A 17,544-nucleotide genomic window follows, 5' to 3' on the forward strand; every position below is an offset into this window, starting at 1 on the left:
CATGGAACCCACACGTAACGCCTACGGCCAGCCAATCGGCGCGCCCCTGCCCGGGTGGCACGGCGCGCAGCCGCCGGGCCGCGAGCCGCTCGGCGGCCGCTATTGCCGGCTCGAAGCGGTCGACGTCGAGCGCCACGCGGCCGACCTCTTCGACGCGTACGGCTCGGCCACCGACGGCCGCGACTGGACCTATCTGGCGGTCGGCCCGTTCGACAGCCTCGCGGCCTATCGTGAGCGTCTGACGCAGATGGCGGCATCGAAAGATCCGCTGCACTACGCGGTCATCGACCTGGCGACGGGCAAGCCGGTCGGCACGCTCTCGCTGATGCGGATCGATCCGGCCAACGGCGTGATCGAAGTCGGCCACGTCACGTATTCGCCGCGGCTCAAGCGCACGCGCATCGCGACCGATGCGATGTACCTGCTGCTAGGCGAAGTGTTCGACAAGCTCGGTTATCGGCGCTTCGAATGGAAATGCGATTCGCTCAACGAGCCGTCGCGCAAGGCCGCGTTGCGCTATGGATTTACGTTCGAGGGGATCTTCCGGCAGGCGATCGTCTATCGCGAGCGCAATCGCGACACGGCGTGGTTTTCGATCATCGACAGCGAGTGGCCGGCATTGCGCTCGTGCTATGAGCGGTGGCTCGACGCCGGCAATTTCGATGCGCAAGGGCAGCAGGTCGAGCGGCTCGCCGATCTGATCGCGCAGCGCCGAGCGGCGGACGAGGCCCGGTAAAGCCAGACGATCGATAACCAGGCAACAGCTCGACCAGTTCGCCAGGCGCGATGCCGAGCCAACCGCGTGCCCGAATCCGTGAAATTGTCGTGAATGCCGCTCCGGGCGTGGCAGACAGCGGTAGCACCGCCTGCCATCACCGCCCTCCTACGTGATCTCGTATCCACCTTCGTCCGCCAGCGAACGCGAGGCCAAGCGCGGTTCGCGCCGTGCATGGTAAATTCCAGCGTCGGCAAGACAACTCCAAGAACGTTCGGGTGACCTGAACATCTTCGTCCGGTCCACCCGCCACTGGCGATACAAGGTAGATCGATGATCGACGTGAGTCAGCGTATTGTCTGGCGGCGCCTCTACGTTGCGCTGTGCAGCTGCGTCGCGCTGGCCGGCTGCATGGTCGGCCCCGACTACCACGCGCCGCCCGCGCCGGCCACCGACACCTTCACCACCACGCCGCTGCCCGACCAGACCGCCTCCGCGCCCGGCCCGGCAGGCCTGCCGCAGCGTTTCGCGCCGGCCCAGGACATTCCCGCCGCGTGGTGGACGCTGTTTCATTGCGAGCCGCTCGACGCACTGATCCGCGAGGCGATCGCCAACAGTCCGAACATGGCCGCCGCGCAGGCGGCGTTGCGACAGGCTCGCGAGAATTACACCGCGCAAGCCGGCGGCACCTTGCTGCCGAGCGTCGACGCGCAACTGAGCGCCACGCGCGAAAAGATCAACGGCATCGCGTTCGGCGAGCCCGGCCTCGTCGAGGAATTCAATCTCTACAACGCGTCGGTCAACGTCTCGTACAAGCTGGACGTGTTCGGCGGCGCGCGGCGCGAACTCGAAGCGCTGCATGCGCAGATCGACTATCAGCGCTTCCAGCTGCAGGCCGCCTATCTCACGATATCGGCCAACATCGTGACCGCGGCGGTCAAGGAAGCGTCGGTGCGCGCGCAGATCGACGCGACCGAGCGGATCGCTACCGAGGAAGAGCAGCAGCTGAACGTGCTCGACCAGCAATTCTCACTCGGCGGCGTGAGCCGCACGGCCGTGCTCGCGCAGGAAACGCTGCTCGCGCAGACCCGCGCGACGCTGCCGCCGCTGCAACAGCAGCTCGATCAGGCGCGCCATCAGCTTGCGGTACTCGCCGGCAAGCTGCCGAGCGATACTTCGGTGCCCGACTTCACGCTCGACATGTTCTCGCTGCCCGACACGCTGCCCGTGAGCCTGCCGTCGTCGCTGGTGCACCAGCGCCCCGACATCCTTGCCGCCGACGCCACGCTGCATCAGGCGAGCGCGCAGGTCGGCGTCGCGACCGCGGCGATGTATCCGCAGATCACGCTGTCCGCGAGCTACGGCGCCGAGGCGTTGACGCCCGCGCAGGTGCTCAGGGCCGGCAGCACGATCTGGAGCATCGGCGCGGGCTTGCTGCAACCGGTCTTTCACGGCGGCCAGCTGAGCGCGCAGAAGCGCGCGGCCGAGGCCGCCTACGAGCAGGCCGGCGCGCAATACCGCGAGACGGTGCTGCTCGCGTTCCAGAACGTTGCGGACACGCTGCGCGCGCTCGAACACGACGCAACCGGCCTCAAGGCGCAGACCGACGCGTCGCGCGCCGCGAGCGATTCGCTCGAACTGACGCGCGGACAGTATCACGTCGGCGGTGTCAGCTACCTCGCGCTGCTCGACGCGCAACGCCAGTATCAGCAAACGGTCGTGAGTCTCGCGCAGGCGCAGGCCGCGCGTTACGCCGACACGGCGGCGCTGTTCCAGGCGCTCGGCGGCGGCTGGTGGAATGCCGCCGCGCCCGAGTCCGCGGCCGCGCCGGCCGCCGCGTCGGCGAGCGCGTCGAACCCGTCGTCGCCATCGGCAACGACGGCAACCGCCGCAACGCCACATTGACCGTGCCCTGACGCAACCCCAGCCCTCGCCCCAAGCCGAGCAAGGACATCACGATGGCCGAAAGAAAACCGATGACAAAGCGGATGGTGATCATGTTGATCAGCGTCGGCCTGCTGCTCGCCGCGCTGGTCGGCTTCAACCTGTTCCGCGCGCACATGTTCGCGAAGTTCATGGCGGCCAACACCGCGCCGCCCGCCACGGTCTCGGCGGTGGTGGTCCACTATCAGTCGTGGCAGCCGCAGCTCGCGGCGGTCGGCAGCCTGCGCGCGGTGCGCGGCGTAGACGTGACGACCGAAGTCGCCGGCCTCGTGCGCGAGGTCGCGTTCGTGTCGGGGCAGGAAGCGAAAGCCGGACAGATCCTCGTGCGACTCAACGCCGACAGCGACGTCGCACTGCTGCAATCGCTGCAGGCCGCGGCCCAACTCGCGCAGACGGTCTACGAGCGCGACCGCGCGCAGTACGACATCAAGGCGATCGCGAAGGCGCAGCTCGACGCCGATGCGGCCGACCTCAAGGGCAAGAAGGCGCAGGTCGCGCAACAGCAGGCGCTCGTCGACAAGAAGACGATTCGTGCGCCCTTCGCGGGGCGCCTCGGCATCACGACGATCAATCCGGGGCAATACCTGAATCCCGGCGACGCGATCGTCACGCTGCAAGCCATCGATCCGATCTACGCCGACTTCTCGGTACCGCAACAACAGCTCGGCCAGCTCGCGATCGGCGCGACCGTCAGCGTCGACACCAACGCGTACAGCGGGAAAACCTTCACCGGCAAGATCCAGTCGGTGAGCCCGAAAATCGACAGCGCGACGCGCAACGTACAGATCGAAGCGAGCGTCGACAATCGCGAGCGCAAGCTGCTGCCCGGCATGTACGCGAACGTGAAGATCGACTCGGGCGCCGAACAGCGCTACCTGACCCTGCCGCAAACGGCGATCACCTACAACCCGTACGGCGCGACCGTGTTCATCGTGAAGCCCGGCACGCAGCCCAACGCGCAGGGCAAGACGCTGCCCGTGGCGCAGCAGGTATTCGTAACGCCGGGGCCGACGCGCGGCGACCAGGTGGCGATTCTCAAGGGCATCGACGACGGCACGCAGGTCGTGACGAGCGGCCAGATCAAGCTGAAGAACGGCACGCCGCTGATCATCGACAACCGCGTGCAGCCGTCGGACAGTCCGAATCCAAAGCCGCAGGAACAATGAGCGAGGCAGCCCGATCATGTTCACGGACATCTTCATTCGCCGGCCGGTACTCGCTTCGGTCGTGAGCCTGCTGATCCTCGTGCTCGGGTTGCGCGCGCTCGCGGTGCTGAAGGTCAGCCAGTATCCGCAGACCGAGAACGCGGTCGTCACGATCACGACGGCCTACTATGGCGCGAACTCGGACACGATCGCCGGCTTCATCACGCAGCCGCTCGAAGCGGCGATCGCGCAGGCACAGGGCATCGACTACATGTCGTCGACGAGCATCACGGGCGTGTCGACGATCATCGCGACGCTGCGTCTGAACTACGACGCGAACCGCGCGCTGACCGAGATCAACACGCAGATCGGCTCGGTGCGCAACCAGTTGCCGCCGCAGGCGCAGCAGCCGGTGCTGACGGTGCAGACCGGGCAGACCACCGACGCGATGTACATGGGCTTCTACAGCAGCGTGCTGCCAAGCAACAACGTCACCGATTACCTGCTGCGCGTGGTCAAGCCCAAGCTCGATTCGATCCAGGGCGTGCAGACCGCCGAAGTGCTCGGCGGGCGGCAATTCGCGATGCGCGCGTGGCTCGACTCGGCGCGGCTCGCCGCGCACGGCGTGAGCGCGAGTGACGTGTACACCGCGCTCGGCAACAACAACTATCTCGCCACGCTCGGCACGACGAAGGGGCAAATGGTCAGCGTCGACCTGGAAGCGGGCACGGACCTGCATACCGTCGAAGACTTCAAGCAGCTCGTCGTCAAGCAGAAGGACGGCTCGATCGTGCGTCTCGAGGATGTCGCGAACGTCGTGCTCGGCGCCGACAGCTACGACTTCAACGTCGCTTTCAGCGGCAAGCGGTCGGTGTTCATCGGCATCAAGGTCGCGCCGGACGCGAACATTCTCGACGTAGCCAAGCGCGTGAAAACCGTGTTTCCGGATCTGCAGAAGCAGTTTCCGACCGGCATGACGGGCGACATCGTTTATGACGCGACCGACTTCGTCAACACCGCGATCAGGGAAGTGATCAAAACGCTCGTCGAAGCGCTCGTGATCGTCACCATCGTGATCTTCCTGTTTCTCGGCAGCTTCCGCGCGGTGATCGTGCCGTTGATCGCGATGCCGCTGTCGCTGATCGGCACGTTCTTCGTGATGCAGGTGCTCGGCTATTCGATCAATCTGCTCACGCTGCTCGCACTCGTGCTCGCGATCGGGCTCGTCGTGGACGACGCGATCATCGTCGTCGAGAACGTCGATCGGCACATGAAGCACGAAGGCAGGACACCGTTCGACGCCGCGCTGATCGCCGCTCGCGAACTGGGCGGCCCGATCGTCGCGATGACCGTCGTGCTGATCGCCGTGTACGCGCCGATCGGCTTCCAGGGCGGGCTGACGGGCGCGCTCTTCACCGAATTCGCGTTCACGCTCGCGGGCGCGGTGACGGTGTCGGGCGTGATCGCACTCACGTTGTCGCCGATGATGTGCTCGCGCTTCTTCCGTGCCGCGCAGGAGTCGGGCCGCTTCGCGCGTTTCGTCGACCGCCAGTTCGAGCGCGTGCATCGCGGCTACGGCCGCCTGTTGCATGCGACGCTCGATACCTGGCCCGTGTTCGTGATCATGGGCGCGCTGCTGCTGTGCGGCACGGTGTATCTGTTCATGACCTCGAAGTCGGAACTCGCGCCGCAGGAAGACCAGGGCATCGTGCTCTCGCAGATCATCGGGCCGCCCAACGCGACGATCCAGCAGATGCAGACCTACGCGGACCAGGTGTTCGATGCTTCGAAGACACTGCCCGAATATTCGCAGATGTTCCAGCTCACGGGCTCGCCGACTGTCAACCGGGGCATCGGCGGCGTGCTGTTCAAGACCTGGGATCAGCGCGGCAAGAACGCGACCGTGCTGCAGCAGGAGTTGCAGCAGAAGTGGAATCAGATCGCGGGCGCGCGCGTCGCGGCGTTCCAGTTTCCGCCGCTGCCGGGCGCGCAGGGCTTGCCGGTGCAGTTCGTGATCAGCACGACCGAGCCGTTCGAAAACCTCAACGAGGTGTCGCAAGCAGTGCTGGAAAAAGCGCGCGAGAGCGGCATGTTCTTCTTCGTCGATAGCGACCTGAAAATCGACAAGCCGGAAGTGACGCTCGTCGTCGATCGCGACAAGGTGGCCTCGCTCGGGCTGTCGCAGAGCGACGTCGGACAGGCGCTCGGGTCGGCGCTGGGCGGCGGCTACGTCAACTACTTCTCGATTGCGGGACGCTCGTACAAGGTGATTCCGCAGGTGTTGCAGATCGACCGGCTCAATCCGTCGCAAGTGCTCGACTACTATCTGCGCACGCCGGACGGCAACGTGATTCCGGCGTCGACGATCGCGCATCTGCGGCACAGCGTCGTGCCCGAATCGATCAACCACTTCCAGCAGTTGAACTCGGCGACGATCTCCGGCGTGATCGTGCCGGGCGTGTCGCAAGGCCAGGTGCTCGATTTTCTGCGCAAGGCGACCGCGCAGGTCGCGCCGGCCGGCTATTCAGCCGATTACTCGGGAGAGTCGCGCCAGTTCGTGCAGGAGTCGGGCGGCTTCGTCATCACGCTGCTGCTCGCGACGATCATCGTGTTCCTCGCGCTCGCGGCGCAATTTGAAAGTTTCCGCGATCCGATCGTGATCCTGATCTCGGTGCCGATGGCGCTGTTCGGCGCGCTGATCTTCATCAACATCGGCCTGACGACGCTGAACATCTACACGCAGGTCGGCCTTGTCACACTGATGGGGCTCGTCAGCAAGCACGGCATTCTGATCGTGCAGTTCGCCAACGAATTGCAGCGCGCGGGCCGCGCGAAGCGCGAAGCGGTCGAGGAAGCGGCGGGCGTGCGGCTGCGTCCGATCCTGATGACGACCGCGGCGATGGTGCTCGGTGTGGTGCCGCTCGTGATCGCGTCGGGCGCGGGCGCGGCGGGCCGCAACGCAATGGGGCTCGTGATCTTCACCGGGATGTCGATCGGCACGCTGTTCACGTTGTTCGTCGTGCCGGCGATGTACATGTTTCTGGCCGCCGAACACCAGCGGCATGCTCAGGCGCCGAAGGCCGACGAGGCGGGTCAGGCGGGTTAGAGCCTGGGTGATCGCGTACCCGGCGCGCGGGTTGTCCAAAATCTGAAAGCCGTTGTCCTGACGACTTTACTCGCGTCACTTAGACTACGGTGCATTCGCTGCGCAACGCGGCGCAAGACCAACCGGAGCCACGCACGATGAAAGCGATTCAGTTCAAATCTTTTGGCAACCCCGAAGTGCTCGAATACGTCGATCTGCCGACGCCGCAGGCCGACGCGGAGCATGCGGTCGTGCGGGTCATGGCGGCCTCGGTCAATCCGAGCGACGTGAAGAACGTGTCCGGCCATTTCGAACATACGGTGCTGCCGCGCACGCCGGGGCGCGACTTCAGCGGCGTGGTGGTGGACGGCCCGGCCGCATGGCTCGACGCCGAGGTGTGGGGAACCGGCGGCGACATCGGCTTCACGCGCGACGGCACGCACGCCGAGTACCTCAGCATTCCGGTCGCGGCGCTGTCGCGCAAGCCCGTGGCGTTGAGCCACGTCGAGGCGGCGGCGATCGGCGTGAACTTCGTGGTCGCGTGGCTCGGCACCGTCGAATACGCAAAGTTGCAGGCCGGCGAGACCATTGCCGTGCTTGGCGCGAGCGGCGGTGTCGGTGGCGCGGTCGTGCAGATCGCGAAAGCACGCGGCGCGCGCGTGATCGCCGTCGACCGCCGGCCGCTCGATCCCGCCACGCCCGCGGGCCGCCTGATCGACGCCTACGTAGCGTTTGACGAACACGCGGCCGCACGCGTGCGCGAGCTGACCGGCGGCGCGGGCGCGGAAGTCGTGTACGACACGGTAGGCGGTGTCGCGTTCGAGACCGCGCTGAGTCTCGCAAAGCGACGCGGCCGCGTGCTCGAAATCAGCGGGACCGGCAAGCGCCGCGTCGAGTTCGATCTGATCGACTTCTATCACAACGAGACGCAATTGCTCGGCGTCGACAGCGCGAAGCTCGGCGTCGCGGAATCGGCGCCGCTGATGACGGCGCTCGTCGAGGGCTTCGACAACGGCAAGCTGAGCGGCCCGGCGATCGCGCAGGAATTCCCGCTCGCCCGCGCGCGCGAAGCCTACGAGGCGGTCGCCGCCGGCACGCGCGGGCGTGTCGTGATTCGCATGCAATAACCGTCCCTCTGACACAGTGCATTGAAGCTGCGGCCTCCGGGCCTCCGCGACACGCTAAGATTGAGGCCGCCGGGCGCCCGCCCCGTCCGGCGAGAACGACAAAAGCATTGCCTCGGAGAATCTGATGTCTGAAGAATATGAAGTGCACGGTCCGCACGACCATGCCGTCGAACACGCCGGCCACGCCGCGCATCACGACGCCGATCCGTTCGCGAGCCGCATGGCCGTGATGACCGCGATCCTCGCGACGATCGGCGCGCTGTGCGCGTACCAGAGCGGCAACGCCGAAAACCTCGCGCTGTTCTTCAAGAACGAAGCCGCGATCAAGAAGACCGAAGCGTCGAACCAGTGGAGCTACTACCAGGCGAAGGGCGAAAAGGAAAACCTCGCGGAACTCGGCGCGGCGCTGTCGGCGCCCAATAGCGACGCGCACGCGAAGTTCGTCGCCGACGTCGAGAAATACAAGCAGCAGAAGGAGCCGATCCGCGCGAACGCAGAAGCGATCGAAAAACAGGTCGTCGCCGCCGATACGCGCAGCGAAACGCTGTTGCACGGCCATCATCGCTGGGCTCAGGCGACGCTGCTGATTCAGGTCGCGATTGCGCTGTGCGCGATCACGCTGCTCACGCGCAAGAACTGGCTGCGCAATCTGTCGTATCTCGTCGCGGGAGTGGGCGTCTTGACCGCGGGCGCGGCGTTTTTCGGGCTATGAGCGGGATGCTCGCGTTACTTTTCACCCAGAGCTTTGCAATCGGGAGTGGGTCGTGATCGATGGGTCCGCCGTGGTCGGCGTGTTTTCCGTGTATATCGCGGGCGTGGTGAGTCCGGGCCCGAACTTCGTCGCGGTCGCGCACAAGGCGGCTTCGGCGACGCGCATCGAAGCGCTCGCGATGGTCGCCGGCATCGTGCTCGTCAATCTGTTCTGGGCCAGCTGCGCGATTCTTGGCGTCGGCATCGTGTTCGCCGCGTTCCCGTGGCTCGCGCTCGTGGTCAGGATCGTGGGCGCGTGTTACCTGCTATGGTTCGGCGGGCGGCTGATCTTCAATGCCTCGGCGGCGCGGCAAGCGGTGCTCGTCAAGGCACCGGCGGGCGGCTTCAGGCAGGCGTTCGCGCAGGGCTTCGCGACCAACATCGCGAATCCGAAGTCGATGGCGTTTTTTGCCGCGGTGTTTTCGTCGGCGGCGCCGGCGCATGTGAGCACCGGCACGTTCGCCGCGATGCTCGGCATGGTGTTCGTCGTCGCGAGCAGCTGGTATGGGTTCGTCGCGCTGGCGCTGTCGCATCAGCGCATCGCGTCGGCTTATCGGCGCGGCAAGATGTGGGTGGATCGTGTGTGCGGCGGCTTGATCGTTGCGTTGGGGGTGCGGCAGCTGATTCGTTGAGGCGGCACTGACGTGTGCGTGAGCACCAATGTGCCAGCACCAATGTGCCAGCCTCAATCCGCGAGCCCGCGCGCACGCTCCAGCAACAACTCGCGCTCGCGCGTATTGCGCGTCATGGCCGCGGCGCGCTCGAACTCCACGCGGGCTTCATCGACGCGTCCAAGCTTGACCAGCAGATCGCCGCGCACGCTCGGCAGCCAGTGATAATTCGCGAGCGCCGAACCGGCAGCGAGCGCATCGACGATCTCGAGTCCGGCCGCCGGCCCGAACGCCATCCCCACCGCGACCGCACGATTCAACTCCACTACCGGCGACGGCGCGACCTGCTCCAACGCATCGTAGAGCGCGACGATCTGCGCCCAGTCGGTATCCTCGGCGCGGCGCGCTCGCGCATGGCACGCGGCGAGCGCCGCCTGCAACGCATACGGCCCGCTCTCGCCGCCGAGCGCATGCGCGTTGTCCAGCGCTGCGAGGCCGCGGCGAATCAGCAGCGGGTCCCAGCGGCTGCGATCCTGATCGAGCAGCAGTACCGGACGCCCCTGGGCGTCGGTGCGCGCGTGCGTACGCGACGCCTGAATCTCCATCAGCGCAACGAGACCGTGGACCTCGCTCTCGTCGGGTGCGAGTCCGCTCAACACGCGCCCAAGCCGCAACGCCTCCTCGCATAGCGTCGGGCGCATCCAGTCGTCGCCGGCCGTGGCCGAATAACCTTCGTTGAAAATCAGGTAGATCACCTGCAGCACCGACGCGAGCCGCGCCGCGCGCGCGTCCGCCTGCGGCACCTCGAACGGCACGCGCGCCGCCGACAGCGTGCGTTTCGCGCGCACGATCCGCTGCGCGATGGTTGGCTCCGGCACGAGAAACGCGCGCGCGATTTCGTCGGTGGTGAGGCCGCCGAGCAGGCGCAGCGTCAGCGCGACGCGCGCATCGGTCGACAGCAACGGATGGCACGCGGTGAAGATGAGCCGCAGCAGATCGTCGCCGATGTCGTCGGCGCGCGCGGCGTCGAGCGCATCGACGAAATCGGGCACCACGTGCGCTTCGATCGCGTCGAGATCGTGGCCGAGCTCCTCGCGCTTGCGCGCATGCAGCGCTTCCTGGCGCAGGCGATCGAGCGCGCGGTTCTTCGCGGCGGTCATCAGCCACGCTCCGGGGTTGTCGGGCACGCCCGCGTCCGGCCAATGCTCGAGCGCGGCCACCAGCGCATCCTGCGCGAGTTCCTCGGCGAGTCCCACGTCGCGCACGATCCGCGCGACGTGAGCGATGACCTTCGCGGATTCGATCCGCCAGACAGCGTCGATCGCACGATGGGTGGCCTGTATCGTCACGGCGTCAGCCTTCACCTGCTGCCGGCGGTTGCGCGTTCAGGAACATGTACGCGGGCTCCCAGACGTAGTCCATCAAATCAGCGGCGATCTTCTTCGAGCTTGTGAAAGCGCTCGATTTCCGGCCCCGGCTCGAAGTCGTCGAGTTCGAACAGCTGCCGCACTTCGATTTCGCCATCGGCGTGCTCACCGAACGGCGCCGGAAAACGCCGCGCCCATTCCATCGCCTCGTCGCGCGAGCGCACCTGGATCAACGTGTAGCCCGCGATCAGCTCCTTGGTCTCCACGAACGGCCCGTCCACGATGCTCCGTTTGCCGCCGCTATAGCGCACGCGCCAGCCTTTCGAGCTCGGCTGCAGGCCCGTCGCGTCGAGCAGCACGCCGGCCTTCGCGAGTTCTTCGTGGTAGGCGCCCATGGCGGCGATCAGCGACGGTTCGGGCATCTCGCCGGCTTCGCTCGCGGCCGTGGCTTTGACGATGATCATGAATCGCATGTCGTTGCTCCTTGTTGTTAGTGGTTGGTCGTGAGTGGATTCTTGTGAATCGCCTGGCGGGGCCACGCCGGCTCGCCCCTCACTCACACGACGCGCGATGCACGGTCCGATCGACACGCGCGGCGGTCCCCACATCCCAGGGAAAACACCGAAGCTAGTGAAGTGGGAGTCACGCGTGCCTAGATGAAGCACGGTCCGAGCTTGCGCACCTCGACCGTGCACCACGACGCCGCCGGGCAGGTTTGCGCGATCGCCACGGCCTCTTCACGGCTGTCGCAGTTCAACAGAAAGAAGCCGCCGATCATCTCCTTCGCCTCGGCGAACGGCCCGTCGACGAGCTTCGATTCGCCATGGCGGACCTGCACGCGCACGGCGTCCTTCTGCGAAGTCAGTGACTCGACCGCGAGCAGCTTGCCGCGCGCTTTCAGGTTCTCGGAGAAACGCACCATCTGGTCGTAGAGGTCGCGGCCCGCGGCTTCGGCGCGCTCCTCGCGTTGGTCCGTGGGTTCGACGATCAGCAGCATGTAGGACATGATGTCTCCGATAGGGCTCGGTTATATGCGCGAGTCGGCATCGCAACGACGCCAGCGACGCCTGGCCTCGGCGGTATGCAGGAGGTACGCAAGCAGGTAGGCGGCGAGCAGGCGCAGCCAGTCTAGCAAGCGGGAATCGCAGCGGCAAACGCGCCCGGCGGGACTTCTACGGACACTCGTAACAAGCCCGCGCCACGCGCATCAGCCGGCCTCGCGCGACACGTCGAAGCCGCTTTCAATGTGTCCGTATCCATTTACGTCCGCGCTGAAACGGTCGTATCAGCCGTTCGACGAACGCGGCGCAGCGGGCAGCCACTCGCTCGGGCTCGCCGATAGCGCATTGAGCGCAGCGCCGGTGACCCGCGACGCTTCCGAAATGCGCGCCGCCAGATGCGTGCCGCTCAAACCGCCGCTTCCGCCAGCGCCCGCAGTCGCGCGGAACGCATCAAACCTTCGATCATTTTTGCTTCCGCGCTCGCCAGCTCGCTCAGCGACGCCGCCGACAACTGTCCGTCGAAAATCGCTAGCGCCGCGCACAGACTTGCGTAGTCGTCGTCTTCGAGCGACCAGCGGCCAGTCTGGCGCTCGCGCACATCGAGCCGCACCATCGCCGCATGCGCGCTTTCGATGTCGGCGCGCGCGTCGGCGCCCCGTCCGGCATGCACAAGTTCCTGCGACACCAGCAAATGCCGGCTCAGCGTCGTGTGCAGAATGCGCGCGCCGTGGCCGCGGCGGAATGCATCGAGCGCGGCGTAGGCCTGCAACAGCATGGTCTGCGTGACCGGCGCGTGCGCGGTGCGGCTCTGGGTCAGAGAACGCAACAACGGGGACATGGCCGTGCGGCCGGGCTTGCGAACTCGCGACTTGCTGGACATCGATTCAACCTCCTTCTTTCGGCAGCGCGCCCGGACTTCGGCACGCGACGGCGGCAAACGCCGCGCTCAAACGTCCGACGTATTTCGCGCCCGACAGTTCACCCCATGCGCACGCCATGCGACGCGCGCGTTCTTCGAACGTATCGAAGAACGCAATGTCCGCATATCGGTTCGAAGCCACCAGAAACAAGAAGCCCGCTTCGTTGCGACGAAAAAAAGCCCTGTTCCGCGAGGAACAGGGCTGACACGATGGAACGGCCGAGCAGGCGCGTGGATGCCTGCCAACCTATAACCACCTAACCTGCAAAGCTATTGCTTACGTGTACTGCACCGGCAATTTCTACCGCTCGACAGGAAACTTCAAACTGCCGATTCAAACTACCACTTCAATTGCGACTGCATGTGGGCCGGTCCTCGCTATCTGCTACTTCTGGCCGCTACCCCTGTTGCTTCGCGCTCGTGCTCGATGCATTGCGCGCTTGTATTGCGTCAACTGCGGACTGCCAACTGCCAGATACGAACTGCGAACTGCGAACTGCAGACTACTCATCAATGGTACGGTTCAAATCCGACACGAGGGGAAGATCGCATCGATGGAGGTCGGTGATTCCTCGCTCCATGGAAAAGAGTGTATGCGCGCACGCGCGAAAGCAATTCAGCGAACCGAAGCGCTTTGGCGGGTTAATTTGGCGAATCGATGTAACAGCGGCCCCACGGAGCGCTCGATGTGAAATCAGCGATTGCACCGAAACGGTGCTGCGAAAGCCTGAGAGAAAAAAACGCGAAGTGCGAAGCCGGCCGCATTCAGGCCGAGCGGAGCCGGTGCCGTCGCGCCGGCGTCATCGCGTGTGCAGCTTCGAGCGATGACGCGCGCCACGCCACGCACGTCAACCGCGTGTGGAGAAATCGTCGATCGTCAGCAAGACCTTCTCACCGGGACGCGCGAGCATTTTTCGTTCGGCGATCGCCGTAATACGTTTGCGCCCATCCGCGAACGTCTTCAGAACGCGCGCCTCGCCCGCGCCGCGTTGCAGCCAGAAGTGCTGCTCGAGCGCCTCGCGCGTGACCGCGCATTCAAGGTCTCGTCCCTGCGACGAAAGCTGGAAAATCACCGCGCGTCCATCTGCCGAGACGCTGGGTACCACCTCGATCATCGTCATAGCCCACCTCGCAACGTTGATTACGACGTTCGCCGCATCACGCGAACCTCCCCGGATAAGCGCGGCCGCGATGGGTCGACGACCGTGCCCGCGAAAAGCGAATCAGCAATGCGCATGCCACACAACGCAGCAGGCGGCGCCTCGCCGCATCGAGCGTTCGCCCTGCATCGCAAAGTGAGAAGACTGCAACATAGCCGCGTGGTAAAAAAGCGCAGCCGGCGCGACAATCGACGACAATTCTTACTCGCGCTTCGCACGATCATCGCGCGCCACCACCTTGCCGACATGTCCGCCCAACTGCCCGACCAACGATCCGGGTTGACCTTGCGCCCCGCGCAACCCGACGACGAAGCCTTCCTGCTCGAACTGCGCAAGACGACGATGACCGAACGCCTGGCGCGCGCCGGCGAGCCGACCGACGACGACGCCCATCGCGCGCGCCTGTTGCATCGCTACGACGCGGCGCGGGTGGTCTGCATCGACGGCGCGCCCGCGGGCTTGTTGAAGGCGCATCGCAACGACGACGAATGGCTCGTCGTGCAGTTGCAGATCGCGCCGGCGCTACAGGGTCGCGGCATCGGCGAGCAAGCGCTGCGCACGATCCTGCGCGCCGCCGCAGCCGAAGCGTTGCCGGTCAGCTTGCAGGTGCTCAAGGGCAATCCCGCCAAACGGCTGTACGATCGTCTTGGCTTCGAGATCGTCGGCGAGGATCAGACACAGTTTCACATGCGCCTTGCAGCGCGCGCGCCGGCGGAAAGTGAAGCAGAACGAATGTCGGATAAAGACTGATACGGAACGAGCCTGGCAATGAACTCTGATACGACTTTTCGCGCTGCTTCAGCGATACAAAGCTGGCACGCGCACATCTACTTCGACCCGGCGAGCCGCGATGCCGCCTGGGCGTTTCGCGAGCAGATCGACGCGCATTGGGGCGACAAACTGCAAATCGGGCGCTTCCACGAACGGCCGGTCGGGCCGCATCCGATGTGGTCGTATCAGCTCGCCTTCGCGCACACGCAGTTCGCCGACGTGGTCGGCTGGCTCACGCTCAATCACGGCGCGCTCGATGTCTTTCTGCATCCGAACACCGGCGACGCGCTGCGCGATCATCGCGACGCCGCCGTGTGGATCGGGCACTCGCACGAACTCGTGCTGAAGGCGCTGCTATAGCACCGCTGCGAACGCCACGGCGGCGTGCTCACATATTCGTATACGCGCTGCACCAGCCGCGCGACGCGACCTGTTTAGTGCCGAACAGCGTGCAGCCGCCGTATGCGTCCGATGCCTTGCCCTGGAACAGCGAGCAGTTCGCGCACGATTGCCCGGCCGCGAAGTTCGGAAATCTGGCCTTGTCGACCTTCGACGCATCTTCGGTATAGCCGACCGCCTGCGCCTGCGGATCGCTCTCGCTGAGCGCATTGGGAACGGTCGCGGCGAACGCGAGCCGAGACAGCGCGAGCGACGAGCCGACGCCCGCGCTGACCAACAGGAAATGGCGCCGCGATGTTTTCATTGTCGTTTGCCTCTGGGTGGGGACTGAGGGATGCGTTCAATCGAGAAAGCGCGCGAAGCGCTCGACCGGTTCGCGCTCGGGGCGCAGCGCATTGACCGGCGCGTTGGGGTCGCCGAAACCGAGCGACATGCCGCACACGAATTGCTCGTTTTCGGGCAAGCCGAGATGTCCGGCAATCAGTCGATGAAACTGCATGAACGCGGCCTGCGGACAGGTGTCGAGACCGCGTCCGCGCGCGGCCGTCATGATCGCCTGCAGGAACATGCCGTAGTCGAGCCAGCTGCCGCGCTCGAGGCTGCGATCGATCGTGAACAGCAGGCCGACGGGTGCGTCGAAGAAACGGAAGTTGCGCGAGTGCTGTTCGTGCATGCGCGCCTTGTCGCCCTTCTCGATGCCGAGCAGGCTATACATGTCCCAGCCGATCTTGCGACGCCGGTCGATGAACGGCGACTGCCACTGGCGCGGATAGTACGCGTACTCCTCCTGGTACAGCTCGTCGCGCTGCGGATCGTCGTAGGCCGCGAGCAGATCGCGCGACAGACGCGCGAGCGATTCGCCCGTCGGCACGTACACCTTCCAAGGCTGCGTGTTGGTGCCCGACGGTGCGTGGCTGGCGGCTTCGAGAATCGCTTCGATGTCGGCGCGCGGCACCGGTGTCGGCAGAAAGGCGCGCACCGAGCGCCGCGTGGTCAGCGCGGTGTCGACGGGGTTCGCGGGAGAGGTCATCGGCGGATGGCGGCAGAGCCTGCGGAGTAGGTCTGCGACGATTCTAGCGCGGACTGCTCAGAGCCTGCCCGTCAGCGCGCAGGCGTCGCCCGAAGCGTTGCGCTGCGCCCTTACATCGTCCCCAACACCACCGCCGCCGCAATCGATCCGACCACGAGCGCGAGCCCCACCGTCTTGCGCTTGTTCAACTCGGTCCACAACAGCACGCCCGTCAACGACAGCAGGATCAGGCTGCCCGCGAGCGTATCGATCAGCAGCACCCAACCGACGCTCAAGCCCACACCCTTGTGCATGTTCGTCAGCATCGCGAGAAAGGTGTTCGCGCTGCGCTTGACCGTGACGGTGTGGTTGCCGACCCAGTATTCGGCCGACGTGTTTTCCTTCGGCGACCCGAAACTCAGTTGCCAGTGCTCGGGCTGCACGACGCTGCGATCGCCCCACGCCACCGGATGCTCGGTTTCCTTCTGCACGCGCCCCGGATTGCCGGCGATCTTCAGTTCCTGCTTGAGCCACTTCGCGAGCTCACGGGGCGTTTGCGGCGCCGGTTGCGGCAGCGGCACCTGCATCACCGAGACCTGCGGCTCGCCGGTCGAGACGCGCAGCGGGCCGCCGCGATGATTCAGAAAGAAGCCCGTCGTGCCGAACAGCAGACCGAGCGCGGCGCCCCACAGTCCAACCCACCCATGCACCTTGCGCAGCCACTTGATGAAGGTCGCGCGACGCGAGCGCTGCTGGCGCGATTTCAGTTCATCGTCATCGAGCCGCCGCGGCTCCTGCGCGCCATGTTCGCCGGCCGCGGGCGGTTGAATGTCGAGGGTGTCCGAGACGCTCACGTTTCACTCCAGGTGCGCAGCAGATTGTGATAACAACCGACGAGGCTGCGTCGCGCAGCTTCGTCGGCATCGGTGGCATTGAGCCGTTGAATCGCGGTGTCCATGTCGAACAGCAGCGCGCGATGCGTGTCGCTGCGCACGAGGCTCTGCACCCAGAAGAAGCTCGCCACCCGCGCGCCGCGTGTGACCGGCGTCACCTGGTGCAGACTCGTCGCCGGATAGACGATCATGTCGCCGGCCGGCAGTTTCACCTGCTGCACGCCGTAGGTGTCCTCGATCACGAGTTCGCCGCCGTCGTATTCGTCGGGCGCGCTGAGAAACAGCGTCACCGACACGTCCGTGCGCAGCTTCACGCCGTTCGGCAGCACGCGCACCGCGCCATCCACGTGGCTGCCGAACTGCATGCCGCCCTCGTAGCGGTTGAAGAGCGGCGGATAGACCTGGTTGGGCAGCACCGCGCTGATGAACAGCGGATTGCGTTCGATCGCCGCGAGAATCACATCGCCGAGTTCGCGCGCGAGCGTCGAGTGCTCGGCGATCTGCTGATTGCGCTTGACCGGCGCGCCCTGATAGCCCGCGGTCGCGCGGCCATCGACCCACGCGTCGCCGGCTCGATCGAGCCGCTCGCGCATGAAGCGCAACTGCCCGGCGTCCAGTACCTTCTGAATGTGCAGCAACATAGTGTGT

General features: G+C 65.7%; 19 protein-coding genes. 9 read left to right on the plus strand and 10 right to left on the minus strand.

Annotated elements, in window-relative coordinates; genetic code table 11:
* The first annotated feature begins 1 nt into the window (after window position 1).
* The 7 genes from F6X39_RS07485 to F6X39_RS07515 all read left to right on the plus strand — a co-directional run bounded on the left by F6X39_RS07485 (window position 2) and on the right by F6X39_RS07515 (window position 9,398).
* Entirely contained in the window at window positions 2-736 is a 735-nt protein-coding gene (locus F6X39_RS07485) for a GNAT family N-acetyltransferase (protein WP_184030479.1), read from the plus strand.
* Between the two features lie 312 nt (window positions 737-1,048).
* On the plus strand, window positions 1,049-2,620 hold the full coding sequence (locus tag F6X39_RS07490) for an efflux transporter outer membrane subunit (RefSeq protein WP_187616150.1): 1,572 nt from the start codon (window positions 1,049-1,051) through the stop codon (window positions 2,618-2,620).
* Between the two features lie 53 nt (window positions 2,621-2,673).
* On the plus strand, window positions 2,674-3,825 hold the full coding sequence (locus F6X39_RS07495) for an efflux RND transporter periplasmic adaptor subunit (protein ID WP_187616151.1): 1,152 nt from the start codon (window positions 2,674-2,676) through the stop codon (window positions 3,823-3,825).
* A 16-nt stretch (window positions 3,826-3,841) separates the two neighbouring features.
* Window positions 3,842-6,910: an efflux RND transporter permease subunit gene (locus F6X39_RS07500; protein WP_222945143.1), complete on the plus strand. Its 3,069-nt coding sequence runs from the start codon at window positions 3,842-3,844 to the stop codon at window positions 6,908-6,910.
* A gap of 137 nt (window positions 6,911-7,047) precedes the next feature.
* Window positions 7,048-8,016 (plus strand): zinc-binding alcohol dehydrogenase family protein, encoded by a 969-nt coding sequence (locus F6X39_RS07505; protein ID WP_187616152.1) that lies wholly within the window; start codon window positions 7,048-7,050, stop codon window positions 8,014-8,016.
* 124 nt (window positions 8,017-8,140) lie between these two features.
* On the plus strand, window positions 8,141-8,728 hold the full coding sequence (locus F6X39_RS07510; RefSeq protein ID WP_184030515.1) for a DUF4337 domain-containing protein: 588 nt from the start codon (window positions 8,141-8,143) through the stop codon (window positions 8,726-8,728).
* 52 nt (window positions 8,729-8,780) lie between these two features.
* Window positions 8,781-9,398: a LysE family translocator gene (locus tag F6X39_RS07515; protein ID WP_187616153.1), complete on the plus strand. Its 618-nt coding sequence runs from the start codon at window positions 8,781-8,783 to the stop codon at window positions 9,396-9,398.
* A gap of 53 nt (window positions 9,399-9,451) precedes the next feature.
* On the opposite strand, the gene F6X39_RS07520 is transcribed toward F6X39_RS07515, so the two are convergent.
* The 6 genes from F6X39_RS07520 to F6X39_RS07540 all read right to left on the minus strand — a co-directional run bounded on the left by F6X39_RS07520 (window position 9,452) and on the right by F6X39_RS07540 (window position 13,785).
* Window positions 9,452-10,726 carry an RNA polymerase sigma factor gene (locus F6X39_RS07520; RefSeq protein ID WP_187616154.1) on the minus strand — a complete coding sequence of 425 codons (1,275 nt, stop codon included), beginning with the start codon at window positions 10,724-10,726 and terminating at the stop codon, window positions 9,452-9,454.
* 77 nt (window positions 10,727-10,803) lie between these two features.
* Entirely contained in the window at window positions 10,804-11,217 is a 414-nt protein-coding gene (locus tag F6X39_RS07525) for a YciI family protein (protein WP_187616155.1), read from the minus strand.
* 179 nt (window positions 11,218-11,396) lie between these two features.
* Entirely contained in the window at window positions 11,397-11,750 is a 354-nt protein-coding gene (locus tag F6X39_RS07530; protein ID WP_187616156.1) for a YciI family protein, read from the minus strand.
* A gap of 279 nt (window positions 11,751-12,029) precedes the next feature.
* Entirely contained in the window at window positions 12,030-12,155 is a 126-nt protein-coding gene (locus F6X39_RS36630) for a hypothetical protein (RefSeq protein WP_262413586.1), read from the minus strand.
* On the minus strand, window positions 12,152-12,625 hold the full coding sequence (locus F6X39_RS07535) for a hypothetical protein (protein WP_187616157.1): 474 nt from the start codon (window positions 12,623-12,625) through the stop codon (window positions 12,152-12,154). Before F6X39_RS07535 ends, F6X39_RS36630 begins: the two co-directional genes overlap by 4 nt.
* 887 nt (window positions 12,626-13,512) lie before the next feature.
* Window positions 13,513-13,785 (minus strand): DUF1488 domain-containing protein, encoded by a 273-nt coding sequence (locus F6X39_RS07540; RefSeq protein WP_090807933.1) that lies wholly within the window; start codon window positions 13,783-13,785, stop codon window positions 13,513-13,515.
* Between the two features lie 285 nt (window positions 13,786-14,070).
* Here F6X39_RS07540 and F6X39_RS07545 point away from each other — a divergent pair, with 285 nt between their 5' ends.
* Both F6X39_RS07545 and F6X39_RS07550 read left to right on the plus strand, forming a co-directional pair.
* Window positions 14,071-14,574 (plus strand): GNAT family N-acetyltransferase, encoded by a 504-nt coding sequence (locus F6X39_RS07545; protein WP_187616158.1) that lies wholly within the window; start codon window positions 14,071-14,073, stop codon window positions 14,572-14,574.
* A gap of 18 nt (window positions 14,575-14,592) precedes the next feature.
* Window positions 14,593-14,955 (plus strand): DOPA 4,5-dioxygenase family protein, encoded by a 363-nt coding sequence (locus F6X39_RS07550; protein ID WP_187616159.1) that lies wholly within the window; start codon window positions 14,593-14,595, stop codon window positions 14,953-14,955.
* A gap of 28 nt (window positions 14,956-14,983) precedes the next feature.
* Here the strand turns inward: F6X39_RS07550 and F6X39_RS07555 are convergent, their stop codons facing one another.
* The 4 genes from F6X39_RS07555 to F6X39_RS07570 all read right to left on the minus strand — a co-directional run bounded on the left by F6X39_RS07555 (window position 14,984) and on the right by F6X39_RS07570 (window position 17,537).
* Window positions 14,984-15,298 (minus strand): high-potential iron-sulfur protein, encoded by a 315-nt coding sequence (locus F6X39_RS07555; protein WP_187616160.1) that lies wholly within the window; start codon window positions 15,296-15,298, stop codon window positions 14,984-14,986.
* 36 nt (window positions 15,299-15,334) lie between these two features.
* The gene (locus F6X39_RS07560; protein WP_187616161.1) at window positions 15,335-16,024 is read right to left on the minus strand and encodes a nitroreductase; all 690 of its coding nucleotides are present in this window, start codon (window positions 16,022-16,024) and stop codon (window positions 15,335-15,337) included.
* 110 nt (window positions 16,025-16,134) lie between these two features.
* Window positions 16,135-16,857 (minus strand): PepSY-associated TM helix domain-containing protein, encoded by a 723-nt coding sequence (locus tag F6X39_RS07565; RefSeq protein ID WP_187616162.1) that lies wholly within the window; start codon window positions 16,855-16,857, stop codon window positions 16,135-16,137.
* Window positions 16,854-17,537 carry a Fe2+-dependent dioxygenase gene (locus tag F6X39_RS07570; protein ID WP_187616163.1) on the minus strand — a complete coding sequence of 228 codons (684 nt, stop codon included), beginning with the start codon at window positions 17,535-17,537 and terminating at the stop codon, window positions 16,854-16,856. Before F6X39_RS07570 ends, F6X39_RS07565 begins: the two co-directional genes overlap by 4 nt.
* Window positions 17,538-17,544 lie beyond the last annotated feature (7 nt).

The sequence above is a fragment of the Paraburkholderia sp. UCT2 genome (assembly GCF_014397665.1).
GTDB lineage: Bacteria > Pseudomonadota > Gammaproteobacteria > Burkholderiales > Burkholderiaceae > Paraburkholderia > Paraburkholderia tuberum.